Here is a 13,239-nt window from a genome sequence, read left to right on the forward strand (position 1 = left end):
GCTACTTCGTGGCGACTGTGCTTGTGGCGGTGTCCTCTTCGACGGTGTCGGTCGGCGGTTCGCTGACGTCGACGTAGTCGGGTGACTGAGATTCTACAGCCCCGTCAGGCTTCCACTCCCGCCCCGGCCGGTAGGGCGAGGGCTCATCGGCGGTGTGGCGTCGAGCCTGCACGATGAGGATGACGACACCGATGATGACGCCCGCGATGGCCGCCCACACGTTGGTGCGCAGGCCGAAGATGACATCGCTCGGGTCGATGCGCATCGACTCCCACACGATGCGGCCGGCGCTGTACCAGATGAGGTAGACCGCGAACAGCCGGCCCCACTGCAGACGCAGGCGACGGCCGAGCCACAGCAGCACGACGACGCCGAGCAGGTTCCAGATCACTTCGTAGAGGAAGGTGGGGTGGAACAGCGTGCCTTCGGGCAGTCCGATCGGCCACGCGGCGTTCGGATAATCGATCTCGAGACCCCAGGGCAGGTCGGTCGGGGTGCCGAAGAGCTCCTGGTTGAACCAGTTGCCGAACCGGCCGATCGCCTGCGCGAGCAGGAGGCCGGGCGCGAGCGCATCGGCGAACGTCCAGAAGCGGATGCCGGTCCAGCGGCAGCCGAGCCAGGCTCCGATGGCACCGCCGATGAGCGCGCCGTAGATGGCGATGCCACCGTCCCACACGTTCCAGATGGCGTCCTTGACGAACGGGTTCCACCACTCGCGTCCCTCGGCGAAGTAGAAGTTCGCGTGCGTGAAGACGTGATAGAACCGCGCCACGATGATCGCGAGCGGCACAGCCAGCAGGCTGATGTCGATCACGACCCACGGCTCGGCGCCCCGCTTGGTGAGCCGGTAGTTCGTCATGAACATCGCGACGATGATGCCCGTGATGATGCACAGCGCGTAGATGTGGATCGTCAGCGGACCGATCGAGAACGAGCTGATGTCGGGACTCGGGATGCTGGTGACGACGCCCGCGGCGGAGGAAAGCATGATTGCGAGTTTAGTTGTCGCGACCGACGGTCGTGACCGTACCGGCGGTGAGTGCGCGTGTCTCGGTCGCGAGGCCTTCGAGTCCACTGTCGCGCAGGGCGCGTACGAGGGCCGTTCCGACGATCGCGCCGGCCGCGTACTCGACGACACCGGCGACCTGATCGGCTGTCGAGATGCCGATTCCGACGCACGCGTGACCGGCTCCCCTGGCCTGCAGGCGCTCGACGAGCGTGCGAGCAGCGGCGTCCAGCTCAGCCCGCTCCCCCGTGATGCCCATCGTCGAGACGGTGTAGATGAAGCCCGTCGAGTTCTTGATGATGAGGTCGAGACGCTCGTCGGTGGATGTGGGTGCGGCGAGGAAGACGCGGTCGAGGCCCGTGCGCTCGCTCGCAGCGATCCACTCGGTCGCGGCTTCGGGCGTGATGTCCGGCGTGATGAGACCTGCCCCGCCTGCGGCGACGAGATCATCGGCGTAGCGGTCGACGCCGTACTGCACGACCGGGTTCCAGTACGTCATGACGAGGACGGGGACATCGACACGTGCCGTGATCTCGCGGATCGCCGTGAACGTGTCGCGCAGACGGAATCCCGCCGCCAGGGCCGTCTGGGTGGCTTCCTGGATGACGGTGCCGTCCATGACGGGATCGGAGTACGGAGGGCCGAGCTCGATGATGTCGGCACCGTTCTCGGCGAGGGTGACAGCGGCTTCTATGCTCGCCTGCAGATCGGGGAACCCGAGCGGCAGGTAGCCGATGAACGCTCCGCGGCCTTCAGCGTGAGCCTTGTCGATCGCGGCGGCGACCCGCGACGCCGTCACAGCTCGACCCCGTCGCCCTTGGCCGATTCGGCGGCGGCGGGTGCGTCCACGGGCGATTCCTCGTCGTACAGCTCGAAGTAGCGGGCGGCGGTGTCCATGTCTTTGTCGCCGCGGCCGGACAGGTTGACGGCGAGGATCGCATCCGGACCGAGCTCGCGTCCGATGCGCAGGGCCCCCGCGAGGGCGTGCGCGGATTCGATCGCCGGAATGATGCCCTCGGTGCGCGACAGGAGACGCAGCGCCTGCATCGCCTCGTCGTCGGTCGCGGGGATGTAGGTGGCCCGCCCGATGTCGGCCAGCCACGCGTGCTCGGGGCCGACGCCCGGGTAGTCTAGTCCCGCGGAGATGGAGTGGGACTCGATGGTCTGGCCGTCTTCGTCCTGCAGCACGTACGTCTTCGCGCCGTGCAGCACGCCGGGACGGCCTCGTTCGATGGATGCCGCGTGCCGGTCGGTGTCGACACCGTCTCCGGCCGCCTCGACGCCGTACAGGCGGACACCCTCGTCATCGAGGAACGCGTCGAACATGCCGATCGCGTTGGAGCCCCCGCCGACGCACGCGAGGACGGCGTCGGGCAGTCGGCCCGTCTCATCGAGGAGCTGCTGGCGCGCCTCTTCGGAGATGACCTTCTGGAAGTCGCGCACCATGGCGGGGAACGGGTGCGGGCCTGCGGCCGTGCCGAAGACGTAGTTCGTGTTCTCGACCGTGGCGACCCAGTCGCGGTAGGCGTCGTTGATGGCGTCTTTCAGCGTGCGCGAACCCGTCGTGACGGGGATCACCTCGGCGCCGAGCAGCCGCATGCGAGCGACGTTGAGCGCCTGGCGCTCGGTGTCGACCTCGCCCATGTAGATCGTGCAGTCGAAGCCGAACAGCGCGGCGGCGGTCGCCGTGGCGACGCCGTGCTGTCCCGCGCCGGTCTCGGCGATGACGCGGGTCTTGCCGAGACGCTTCGTCAGAAGCGCCTGGCCGAGGACGTTGTTGATCTTGTGCGAGCCGGTGTGGTTGAGGTCCTCGCGCTTGAGGAAGATGCGCGCTCCCCCGGCGTGCTCGGCGAACCGAGGCACCTCGGTGATGATCGAAGGACGGCCGGCGTACGTGTGGAGCAGGCGCACGAACTCGGCGTGGAACGCGGGATCGGCCTTCGCGGCGTCGTACTCGGCTGTCAGCTCGTCGATCGCCGCGATGAGCGACTCGGGCATGTAACGGCCGCCGAAATCGCCGAAGAAGGGGCCGGCTGCCGCCCGCAGACTCATGAGCCCGCCTCGAGGAACGCCTGAAGCGTTGAGACGGGGTCATTCGTCACGAGCGCTTCGCCGACGAGCACGGCGTCGGCGCCCGCGGACCGGTAGTGGGTGACGTCGTCGGGTGAGAGGACGGCGGACTCGGCGATCTTGATCGCGTCGGCCGGGATCCGGTCGACGAGGCGGCCGAACAGGTCGCGGTCGAGTCCGAAGTTCGACAGGTCTCGCGCATTGACGCCGATGAGACGTGCGCCGAGCTCAGCCGCTGTGTCGACCTCGCCCGCGCTGTGCGTTTCGACGAGCGGGGTCATGCCGAGTTCGAGCACGAGGGCATGCAGGCGCGTCAGAACGGGCTGGGCGAGAGCCGCGACGATGAGCAGCACGAGGTCGGCACCCGACGCGCGCGCTTCGAGCACCTGGTACTCGGTCGCGATGAAGTCCTTGCGCAGCACGGGCACCTGCACGGCGGACTTGACGGCCTCGAGGTCGGCGAGGCTGCCTTTGAAGCGACGTCCCTCGGTCAGGACCGAGATGGCGGATGCACCGCCCTCCTGGTAGCGCAGAGCCTGCAGGGCGGGGTCGGGGATCGCCGCGAGGTCACCACGCGAGGGGCTGGCGCGCTTGACCTCGGCGATGATCTTGACGCGGTCGGCCGGCGCGAGCGCGGCGAGGGCGTCACGAGCGGGCGGCTGGATGAGGGCGTCTCGCTCGACGACCGCGAGGGGTCGCGCAGCAGCGCGAGCCTCTGCATCCTGAACCGCGCCGGCCGTGAGATCGGCCAGCACCTCAGTGGGCCTTCGGCGAGTACTTCGGGCCGTTGACGCCGTAGCCGACCTTGGCCATGACCCATCCGACGATGAGCCCGACGACCAGGAGCGCCGCGGAGGCCCACACGAGGGCGGGCATGTCGAGGACGAAGAAAACGACGCCGAGAGTGACCGCGACGAGCATGATCACGACGGCCGTCCAGGCGGCGGGCGAGTGTCCGTGGCCGGGGTCGCCGATGTTGGTGCTCATGGATCTCCTCCGAAATAGGCGCGGGTCGACGTCAGTCTATCGGTCAGGTCGTCGGATCCTCGCCACGAGAAAGGCCGTCCCAGTCGTCGATCGCGTCGTGCGGGCGCGATCCCGCGCTCGTCGCCGTCGCACGCCCGGGAGTGTCGCCCGTCGTGTAGCGGCGCCCCGCGCCTTTCCAGCGGTGCGCCGTGGCGATCGTGAAGACCCCGGCGATGAGCAGCACGACCCAGCAGACGAGCGTCACGGCGGGCCACACAGAGACCTCGACCGTCTCGACGAGGCCGGCCACGGCCTTCTCGCCCGTGATGCCGGTCGCTTCGGTCACGGTCGAGGCGACGTGGGAGGTCTGCGGGCCCGTCACGACGGCTGTGGTCAGCACCAAGAGGATGCCGGCGAGCACGACCGTCAGTGCTCCGAACATGTACCGCAGCACCCGGCCGACGACCGACAGGGCGGCGCCGAGCGCGAGAACGGCGAGACTGAGCGGGGCGAGAACGGGGATCGCCGAGGCGCCCGGGACGGGCAGCGTGTGATGCGCGCCGTCGGCGAGCACGACGGTGAGCCAGGTCTGCGTGGAGGCGATGACTCCGATCGCTCCGGGCAGGAGCGTCGAGAGGATGGCGACGAGGCGCGCGCGGCTGATCATTCCGCGGGGCCGTCCGCGACGAGCGGGGCGAGGTCGTCGGCATCGAAGCACGTTCGCGTGCCCGTGTGGCAGGCGGGGCCCACCTGTTCGACGGTGAGCAGGATCGCGTCGCCGTCGCAGTCCAGGCGCGCGCCCTTCACGAGTTGGATGTTGCCCGACGTGTCGCCCTTGCGCCAGTACTCGCGCCGCGAGCGCGACCAGAACGTGACACGCCCCTCGGTGAGCGTCCGCCGCAGCGCCTCCTCATCCATCCAGCCGAGCATGAGCACTTCGCGCGTGTCCCACTGCTGCACGATGGCGGCGACGAGGCCGTCATCGGTGAAGGTGACACGGTCGAGCCGGGGATCGCGTTCGTGCGTCATGAGGCGACCTCGCGCACCGGGATGCCCTCGGCCACCATCGCCGCCTTGACGTCGCCGACGGTGAGCTGGCCGGAGTGGAAGACGGATGCCGCCAGCACGGCGTCGGCGCCTGCGGCGATCGCTGGCGCGAAGTCGGCCGCCCGGCCCGCACCGCCCGAGGCGATGACGGGCACGCTCGAGACCTCGCGCATGAGCCGGACCAGTTCGAGGTCGAACCCCTCACGTGTGCCGTCGGCGTCGATCGAGTTGACCAGCAGCTCGCCCGCGCCGCGCTCGATCGCTTCGCGCGCCCACTCGAGGGCGTCGAGCGTCGTCGCCGTGCGCCCACCGTGCGTCGTCACGACGAAGCCCGAGGGCACGAGGTCGGCCAGCTCGCCGGTCGCGCGCGCGACGTCGAGCGACAGCACGAGCACCTGCGCGCCGAAGCGATCCGCGATCTCGTCGATGAGGCCCGGGCGTGCGATCGCGGCGGAGTTGACGCCGATCTTGTCGGCGCCCACGGCCAGAAGCCGCGCGACGTCGTCGACCTGACGCACTCCCCCGCCGACCGTGAGCGGAATGAAGACCTCTTCGGCCGTGCGGCGCACGACGTCGTAGGTCGTCGCGCGCTCGTCGATGGTCGCGGTGACGTCGAGGAACGTCAGCTCATCGGCACCCTGGCGGTAGTACTCGCGTGCGAGTTCGACGGGGTCGCCCATGTCGCGCAGGTTCTGGAAGTTGACGCCCTTCACGACGCGACCCGCGGCCACGTCGAGACAGGGGATGACGCGGCAGACGACGCTCATCACAGCCTCGCGTTGTGGATCGCCGTCACGAGGATCGCACGGGCGCCGATCGCATACAGGGCATCCATCACCTGGTTGACGCCCTGACGCGCGACCATGACGCGCACGGCGACCCACCCGGGGTCGCGCAGGGGTGAGATCGTCGGTGACTCGACGCCACCGGCGACCGCGACGGCCTCATCGACGAGGTGGGCCGGCAGGTCGTAGTCGACCATGACGAAGCGGCGGGCGACCATGACGCCGCGCAGACGCCGCAGGAGGGTCTGGGTGCCGGGTGCCTCGGCGGGCGAGGTGATGAGCACGGCTTCGGACTCGAGGATGACGGGCCCGAAGATCTCCAGGCCCGCCTGACGCAGCGTCGTGCCCGTCGAGACGACATCGGCGATGGCGTCGGCCACGCCCAGCGCGACGGCGGATTCGACGGCGCCGTCGAGCGGCACGAGGTCGACGGCGATGCCGTGGTCATCGAGGAAGGCATCGACGAGACCGGGATAGGCCGTCGCGACGCGTGCGCCCTCGAGGTCGTGCACGCTCGCGAAGCGTCCGGGCGGACCCGCGAAGCGGAACGTCGAACCGCCGAAGCCGAGAGCCTCGACTTCGACCGCACCCGGCATGCGCGCATCGAGCAGCAGGTCGCGGCCCGTCACGCCGACGTCGAGGGCTCCGGAGCCGACGTAGGTCGCGATGTCCTTGGGGCGCAGGTAGAAGAACTCGACTTCATTGGTCGGGTCGATGACGTGCAGGTCTTTCGGGTCGCGGCGACCGGTGTAACCGGCCTCGGCGAGCATCTCGGTCGCGGTCTCGGCGAGCGAGCCCTTGTTCGGCACGGCGATTCGCAGCATTTCAGATGAGCTTTCTCATGTCGCAGATGACGGGTGGAGGCACGCTCACAGATGTCGGTAGACGTCCTCGAGCGTCAGTCCCTTCGCGAGCATGAGCACCTGCAGGTGATAGATCAGCTGTGAGATCTCTTCGGCCGCGGCGTCGTGCGACTCGTACTCGGCAGCCATCCACACTTCGGCCGCCTCTTCGACGATCTTCTTGCCGATCGCGTGTACGCCGGCATCGAGCTGCGCGACCGTCCCCGATCCTTCGGGGCGCTCGGCGGCCTTCGCCTGGAGCTCAGCGAACAGGGCGTCGAACGTCTTCACCATGCCAGGGTACCTGTCAGTGGCGGTGGGTCGCCGCCGCGGCGGCCGCGCGCAGCTTCGCAATGGCGGCATCCGGATCCGATGCGCCGAACACGGCGGATCCTGCGACGAAGGTGTCCGCCCCCGCTTCGGCGGCCTGCGCGATGGTCGCGTCGCCGATTCCGCCGTCGACCTGCAGCCACACGCTGGATCCGCGGCGGCGTGCTTCGTCGGCGAGGCGGCGCAGCTTGGGCATCATCTCGGGCATGAACGACTGACCGCCGAAGCCCGGCTCGACGGTCATGACGAGGATCTGGTCGAACTCGTCGAGCAGGTCGAAGAGGCCCTCGACGGGTGTCGCCGGCTTGACGGCGACGCCTGCCCGTGCGCCGATGTCGCGCAGGCGCCTGGCGAGCGCGACCGGCTCTGCCGCCGCTTCGAGATGGAACGTGACGGATGCCGCACCCAGCTCGGCGTACTCCGGCGCCCAACGATCGGGGTCGCTGATCATGAGGTGCACGTCCAGCGGGACGGGACTCGTCGCCTGGATGCGCTCGACCATCTGGGGGCCGAACGTGAGGTTCGGCACGAAGTGGTTGTCCATGACGTCGACGTGCACGAAGTCGGCCGCGTGGATGCGCGCGAGCTCGGCTTGCATGTTGACGAAGTCGGCGGCGAGGATGCTGGGGTTCACGCGGATGTCGGGCACCGCTCCATTATGGTCAGAGCCGGCGAAGCAGCGAGATCGACATGGCGTCGGTGTTGTGCCGGTGCGGCCACAGCTGCGCGCGCAGACTGCCGTCGGCCTGCGGCAGCAGGTCGGGATCGCCGACGGACGCCGCCGTCACGGCATCGCGGGCCGAGAGCTCCTCGACCGCGTCACCCCATTCACGGCGGACTTCGGCGACGACGCCGGCCGTTTCGGCGAGGTGGGGCGAGCACGTCACATAGGCGACGATCCCGCCGGGCCTCAGGGCGCCGATCGAGGCGGAGAGGAGCTCGCGCTGCAGCTCCGACAGATCGGGCACATCGGAGGGCGCCTTGCGCCAGCGCGCCTCGGGGCGCCGGCGCAGCGCGCCCAACCCTGTGCACGGCGCGTCGACGAGGATGCGGTCGTACGTGTCGCGGGCTTCGGCCGCGCGGATCCGTCCGTCCTGCTCAGAGACCGGCACGTCCAGGGGAATCCCCGCGACGGCCTGGCGGACCAGACCCGCGCGCGCCGGGGCGATCTCGTTCGCCTCGAGGCGTGCTCCGTGGGTGAGAGCCTCGGCAGCCAGCAGCGCGGTCTTGCCGCCGGGCCCGGCGCACAGATCCAGCCACCGCTCCCCCGGCTCGATCGGCGACGCGTGGGTCAGCGCGAGGGCCGCGAGCTGCGACCCTTCGTCTTGCACGCGGATGCGCCCCTCGGCGGCGCGGATGATGCCTTCGGGGTCGCCGCCGGACAGGCGGAAGCCGTACGGCGAGTACGGCGTGCGGCGCGCGTCATCGGGAACCTCGGCGAGCCCCGGTAGGGCCGCCATGGTGACCCGCGGCGAGACGTTGTCGGCGGTGAGGAGCGCCTCGAGCTCGCCGGCGCGTCCTTCCGCAGCCAGGGCGCGGCGCAGAGCCCGCACGACCCAGACGGGGTGCGCGAACAGCAGGCCCAGGCGCTCGTCGTCGGAGCGGGCCGTGTCGGCGACGCGCATCATCCAGTCACCGGGGGTCTCCCGCGAGACGCGGCGCAGGACGGCATTCGCGAATCCGGCGGCACCGCGTCCTGCCGCATCGCGTGCAAGCTCGACCGACTCGTTGACGGCCGCGTGCGATGCGACGCGGGTCGACAGCAGCTGGTGCACGCCGAGCCGCAGCGCGTCGAGCACGGCGGTGTCGATCTCGTGCACGGGCCGGTCGGCGGCGAGGGCGATGATCGCGTCGTAGGTGCCCTCGCGGCGCAGCGTGCCGTAGGTCAGTTCGGTGGCCAGCCCCGCGTCGGCGGTCGACAGGCCCGCGCGGGCGATCGAGGCGGGCAGCAGCAGATTGGCGTACGCGTCGGACTCGTGCACGGCGCGGATCGTCTCGAAGGCGACGCGGCGGGCCGGCTGCACGCGGCTCATGAGGCGACCACCGGCTGGACGCCGCGCAGACCCCGCCACCAGTCGGCCGCGCGCATCGCGCCCTTGCCGGCGGGCTGGATCGTCTCGAGGAGGACGGGCCGTGAACCCGTACCCACGACGACGTCCTTGCCGTGTGCGCCGAAGACGCCGGGGGCGAGGTCAGGCGCGTCGTCGGGCGCGGGGGCGGCGGCGAGGATCTTCAGGCGCGCTCCGCCGATCGTCGTGTGCGCGCCGGGCTCAGGGGTCACGCCGCGGATGCGGTTCATGACGGCGTCGCGCGTCTCGTCCCAGCGGATCCTGCCGTCGTCGTCGGTGAGCTTGGGAGCGTACGAGGGGTTTCCGGTCTGCGGCGTCGCGACGGCGGTTCCGGTCTCGATCGCGTCGACGACCTCTCGCAGCAGGTCGGCGCCGTCGTGCGCGAGTTCGTCGAGGAGCGATCCGGCCGTCGCATCGGGGCGGATGGGGTGCGAACGCTCGGCGAAGACGTCGCCCGCATCGAGAGCCGCGACGAGCTGGAACACGCTCGCTCCGGTTCGGTCATCGCCCGCGATGAGTGCGCGCTGCACGGGTGCCGCCCCGCGCCAGCGCGGCAGGAGCGAGAAGTGCAGGTTGATCCAGCCGTAGCGGGGTGTCGACAGCAGAGGCTCGCGGACGAGTCCGCCGTAGGCGACGATGACTCCGAGATCGGGCTCGAGCGCTGCGATCTGCGCGGTGGCCGCGTCGTCGAGCCGGTCGGTGCGCAGCACGTCGAGGCTGAGGTCGCGGGCGGCTGCGGTCACGGGCGACGGCGTCAGCGTGCGCTTGCGCCCGAGCGGTGCGTCGGTGCGGCTCACCACGAGCGCGATGTCGTGGTGCGAGGCGGCGAGTGCGCGCAGGGACGGTACGGCGGGCGCGGGCGTGCCCGCGAAGACGAGGCGCATGGTCTCCTCACAGATCGAGATCGGGCACGTCGACCCGAACTCTGAGTGTATTGCGGGCGGCGGGATTGCGGCCTTTGGCGGCCTTGCGCGCGCTCAGCGCATTGGCGACGACGGCGGCGCGCAGTGCTTCGGTGACCGCTGCGCCACTGCCGTAGTCGAAGCGCACGAGGGCGCGGACGCCTTCCTCGCGCGGCACGGGGCCGAGCACCGACGAATCGTCGAGTGTCGGCACGGCTGCGCGCACCGAAGTGATGGCCGTCTCGACGGCCGTGCGCGGGCCCTCGAGCGCGGCGACGCGCACGGTGGGCGGCATCCGCAGGGCGGCCCGGTCGGCGAGCTCGCCGCGCGCGTAGGCGGGCTGCGACCATGTCGCGAGGGCGCGGGCGACGGCTCCGGCGACGCCCACGAGGTGCACGGGCGCCTTCGGCTGGGCGAGAGCTGCCGCGTTGGACCACCAGCGCAGACACGACTCGCCGATCCGCAGGGCTTCGGCCTGCAGCATGCGGTCGCCGTCGAGCAGGATGACGGCGCGGTACCCGCCGTCGGCGATCGGCTCGGCGCCGCGCGTCGCGACGACGAGGGCGGGGCGTGCGTCGACGCGCATAACGGGGTGGTCGCCGTCGGCGACGATGATGCGCACGCCGGGGAAAGCACGGCCCAGTTCGTCGGCCGTGCGCTCACTGCCCGACGAGGCCATACGCACGGTCGTTCCGGCGCAGTCGGGGCATGTCCACGCCTGCGCCCGGCGCCCGCACCAGCCGCACACGGGAACGGCGCCGTGCGACTTGGCATGCAGGGGTCCGCCGCAGTGCGCGCATCGCGCGGCGTGGCGGCATCCGGCACAGACGAGCACGGGGGCGTAGCCGGGTCGGGCCACCTGGACGAGCACGGGGCCGTCGACGAGGGCTTCGCGCGCCGCGGCGAACGCCGATGAGGGCACGCGGGCGCCCTGCGACTCGCCCTCGCGCGTGGCGCTCAGCACGACGCGCGGGCTGCTCTTGCGGGCGGGAGCGACCTCGCGCACCCAGTCGAGCGAGACGAGGCGTTCGACGTCGGTCGTGCGCGTGTGTCCCGCGAACACGAGAGCGGGACCGTCGAGCTCCTGCCGGATCAGAGCGGCATCGCGGGCATGGACGCCGGGGCTCAGCGGCTCGCCGAGCAGCGGATCGCCGTCGTCCCAGATGGCGATGAGGCCGATCTCGTGCACGGGCGCGTACACCGCCGACCGGTTGCCCAGCACGATGCAGGGCACGTCGGTCAGGGTGCGAAGGAACGCGGCGTATCGCGCGGGCGAGGACTGCCGCGCGTCGACGGCGACGATGGCGTCGGGCGCGACCAGGTCGGTGAGGGCGGCGGCGAGCTGATCCTGATCGCGGTGATCAGGCACGACGAGCACGGCGCTGCGACCCGCCGCGAGCGTGTGCGCGGCAGCGGATGCCAGCAGCACGGCCCACGACCCCACGGTCGTGCCGTCCGAGAGCCGGGCAGGGTGGGGCGGGGCGGTGAGGGCGACGCGCTCGCCCGCGTCGAGCGCGTCAGCGAGCCCGGGGTACACGTCAAGCGCCGGGAGTGCGTCGGCGGTGACCTCGGCGGCGACGGGGCGGGCGGCGGCGAGCCAGGCCTTCTCGGCCCGCACCATGCGCTTGGGGATCGCCAGGCGCAGGATGTCACCGGCCGAGCCCGCCGCGCGATCGGCGGCACGTCGGGCGAGGGCGTAGAGCCGCGGGGGCAGCACCGGCACGGTCGACACGACGGCGTCGAGTTCGGACAGCGGGCGCTCGGGGTCGTCGGATTCGGCCACCTCGACGAGATAGCCGTCGATGACGCGGCCCGCCGTGCGCAGGGGCACCCGCACGCGCGCACCGGCGACGGCGTCGTCGATGAGGTCCCTCGGGATCTCGTAGTCGAAGAGCCGGTCCAGCTGCGGCAGCGGCGAATCCAGCAGCACCCGCGCGACGCGGCGCGTCACGTCAGAGTCCGGCGGCGCGCCGGAGGTCATCGACGCGGTCGGTGCGCTCCCAGGTGAAGTCGGGCAGCTCGCGCCCGAAATGCCCGTACGCGGCCGTCTGCGCGTAGATCGGGCGCAGCAGGTCGAGCTGCTCGACGATCGCTCGCGGACGCAGGTCGAAGACCTCGAGGATCGCCCGCGTCATCGCTTCGTCTGAGACCCGACCCGTGCCGAACGACTCGACGTAGAGCCCGACCGGCTTGGCTTTGCCGATCGCGTAGGCGATCTGCACCTCGAGGCGGTCGGCGAGCCCTGCCGCGACGGCGTTCTTGGCGACCCAGCGCATGGCGTAGGCGGCCGAGCGATCGACCTTCGACGGGTCTTTGCCACTGAACGCACCGCCACCGTGGCGCGATGCCCCGCCGTACGTGTCGATGATGATCTTGCGGCCCGTGAGCCCGGCATCGCCCTTGGGTCCGCCGATCACGAACGGGCCCGCGGGATTGATGTAGAACTTCACGTCGGAGATGTCGAGCCCCGTCGCCTCGAGCACGGGGTCGATGACCTCGGCCCGCACGGCGGCGCGCAGCGCCTTCTGCGAGATGTCGGGGTTGTGCTGCGTCGACACCACGACCGACTGAACGGTGCGCGGCGTGCTCCCCTCGTAGCCGAGGGTCACCTGCGTCTTTCCGTCGGGGCGCAGGAACGGCAGCGCGCCCGAGCGTCGCACTTCGGCGAGGCGCTCGGCCATACGGTGTGCCGTCCACGCCGCCATGGGCATGTACTGGGGGGTTTCGTTCGTCGCGTAGCCGAACATGATGCCCTGGTCACCCGCGCCCTGCAGGTCGTGCGGGTCGTCGGAGCCGCCCTCGCGCCGTTCGAACGCCTTGTCGACGCCGGCCGCGATGTCGGAGGACTGCGCGCCGATCGACACGCTCACGCCGCACGATTCGCCGTCGAAGCCCGTCTCGCTCGAGGTGTAGCCGATGCGGTTGACCACGTCGCGCACGATCGCCGGGATCTCGACGTACGCCGACGTCGACACCTCGCCCGCGACGTGCACGAGCCCCGTTGTGACGAGCGTCTCGACGGCCACGCGCCCGTTCGGATCATCGGTGAGGATCGCATCGAGGATGCTGTCGGAGATCTGGTCGCAGATCTTGTCGGGGTGGCCCTCGGTCACGGACTCGGACGTGAACAGGCGCAACTCGGTCATGATCCTCCAGATCGGGGCGGGGGCGGAAACCAGTATGCCCCCGGGTGCGGACATCGCATCATCGGGGGCATCGGGC

General features: G+C 70.8%; 15 protein-coding genes. All 15 read right to left on the reverse strand.

The window, feature by feature from the left end; all coding sequences use genetic code 11:
- Position 1: 1 nt before the first annotated feature.
- The 15 genes from lgt to metK are packed head-to-tail and all read right to left on the reverse strand — an operon-like array spanning position 2 to position 13,163.
- Positions 2-988 (reverse strand): prolipoprotein diacylglyceryl transferase, encoded by a 987-nt coding sequence (gene lgt, locus AC25Y0_RS03955; protein ID WP_488123086.1) that lies wholly within the window; start codon positions 986-988, stop codon positions 2-4.
- A 10-nt stretch (positions 989-998) separates the two neighbouring features.
- A complete protein-coding gene (trpA, locus tag AC25Y0_RS03960) occupies positions 999-1,805 on the reverse strand; it encodes a tryptophan synthase subunit alpha (protein ID WP_488134222.1) in 807 nt (268 codons plus the stop codon).
- Positions 1,802-3,058: a tryptophan synthase subunit beta gene (gene trpB, locus AC25Y0_RS03965; RefSeq protein ID WP_488123088.1), complete on the reverse strand. Its 1,257-nt coding sequence runs from the start codon at positions 3,056-3,058 to the stop codon at positions 1,802-1,804. The genes trpA and trpB overlap by 4 nt, the downstream gene beginning before the upstream one ends.
- A complete protein-coding gene (gene trpC / locus AC25Y0_RS03970; RefSeq protein WP_488123089.1) occupies positions 3,055-3,831 on the reverse strand; it encodes an indole-3-glycerol phosphate synthase TrpC in 777 nt (258 codons plus the stop codon). Before trpC ends, trpB begins: the two co-directional genes overlap by 4 nt.
- Position 3,832: 1 nt before the next feature.
- Positions 3,833-4,063: a DUF6704 family protein gene (locus tag AC25Y0_RS03975; protein WP_488123090.1), complete on the reverse strand. Its 231-nt coding sequence runs from the start codon at positions 4,061-4,063 to the stop codon at positions 3,833-3,835.
- 43 nt (positions 4,064-4,106) lie between these two features.
- On the reverse strand, positions 4,107-4,709 hold the full coding sequence (locus AC25Y0_RS03980; RefSeq protein ID WP_488123091.1) for a Trp biosynthesis-associated membrane protein: 603 nt from the start codon (positions 4,707-4,709) through the stop codon (positions 4,107-4,109).
- Positions 4,706-5,071, reverse strand: coding sequence for a phosphoribosyl-AMP cyclohydrolase (hisI, locus tag AC25Y0_RS03985; protein WP_488123092.1), 366 nt, complete (start codon positions 5,069-5,071; stop codon positions 4,706-4,708). The genes AC25Y0_RS03980 and hisI overlap by 4 nt, the downstream gene beginning before the upstream one ends.
- On the reverse strand, positions 5,068-5,856 hold the full coding sequence (hisF, locus tag AC25Y0_RS03990) for an imidazole glycerol phosphate synthase subunit HisF (protein ID WP_488123093.1): 789 nt from the start codon (positions 5,854-5,856) through the stop codon (positions 5,068-5,070). The genes hisI and hisF overlap by 4 nt, the downstream gene beginning before the upstream one ends.
- Positions 5,856-6,698 carry an ATP phosphoribosyltransferase gene (gene hisG, locus AC25Y0_RS03995; protein ID WP_488123094.1) on the reverse strand — a complete coding sequence of 281 codons (843 nt, stop codon included), beginning with the start codon at positions 6,696-6,698 and terminating at the stop codon, positions 5,856-5,858. Before hisG ends, hisF begins: the two co-directional genes overlap by 1 nt.
- Before the next feature lie 45 nt (positions 6,699-6,743).
- Positions 6,744-7,007 (reverse strand): phosphoribosyl-ATP diphosphatase, encoded by a 264-nt coding sequence (locus tag AC25Y0_RS04000; RefSeq protein WP_488123095.1) that lies wholly within the window; start codon positions 7,005-7,007, stop codon positions 6,744-6,746.
- 16 nt (positions 7,008-7,023) lie between these two features.
- On the reverse strand, positions 7,024-7,695 hold the full coding sequence (gene rpe, locus AC25Y0_RS04005; RefSeq protein ID WP_488123096.1) for a ribulose-phosphate 3-epimerase: 672 nt from the start codon (positions 7,693-7,695) through the stop codon (positions 7,024-7,026).
- 13 nt (positions 7,696-7,708) lie between these two features.
- Complete coding sequence (locus tag AC25Y0_RS04010; protein ID WP_488123097.1) at positions 7,709-9,079, reverse strand: RsmB/NOP family class I SAM-dependent RNA methyltransferase; 1,371 nt, start codon at positions 9,077-9,079, stop codon at positions 7,709-7,711.
- The gene (gene fmt, locus AC25Y0_RS04015) at positions 9,076-9,999 is read right to left on the reverse strand and encodes a methionyl-tRNA formyltransferase (RefSeq protein ID WP_488134223.1); all 924 of its coding nucleotides are present in this window, start codon (positions 9,997-9,999) and stop codon (positions 9,076-9,078) included. The genes AC25Y0_RS04010 and fmt overlap by 4 nt, the downstream gene beginning before the upstream one ends.
- Before the next feature lie 7 nt (positions 10,000-10,006).
- Positions 10,007-11,998: a primosomal protein N' family DNA-binding protein gene (locus AC25Y0_RS04020; RefSeq protein WP_488134224.1), complete on the reverse strand. Its 1,992-nt coding sequence runs from the start codon at positions 11,996-11,998 to the stop codon at positions 10,007-10,009.
- On the reverse strand, positions 11,970-13,163 hold the full coding sequence (gene metK / locus AC25Y0_RS04025) for a methionine adenosyltransferase (RefSeq protein ID WP_488123100.1): 1,194 nt from the start codon (positions 13,161-13,163) through the stop codon (positions 11,970-11,972). Before metK ends, AC25Y0_RS04020 begins: the two co-directional genes overlap by 29 nt.
- Positions 13,164-13,239: the final 76 nt, after the last annotated feature.

The organism is Microbacterium sp. Y547 (genome assembly GCF_057669785.1).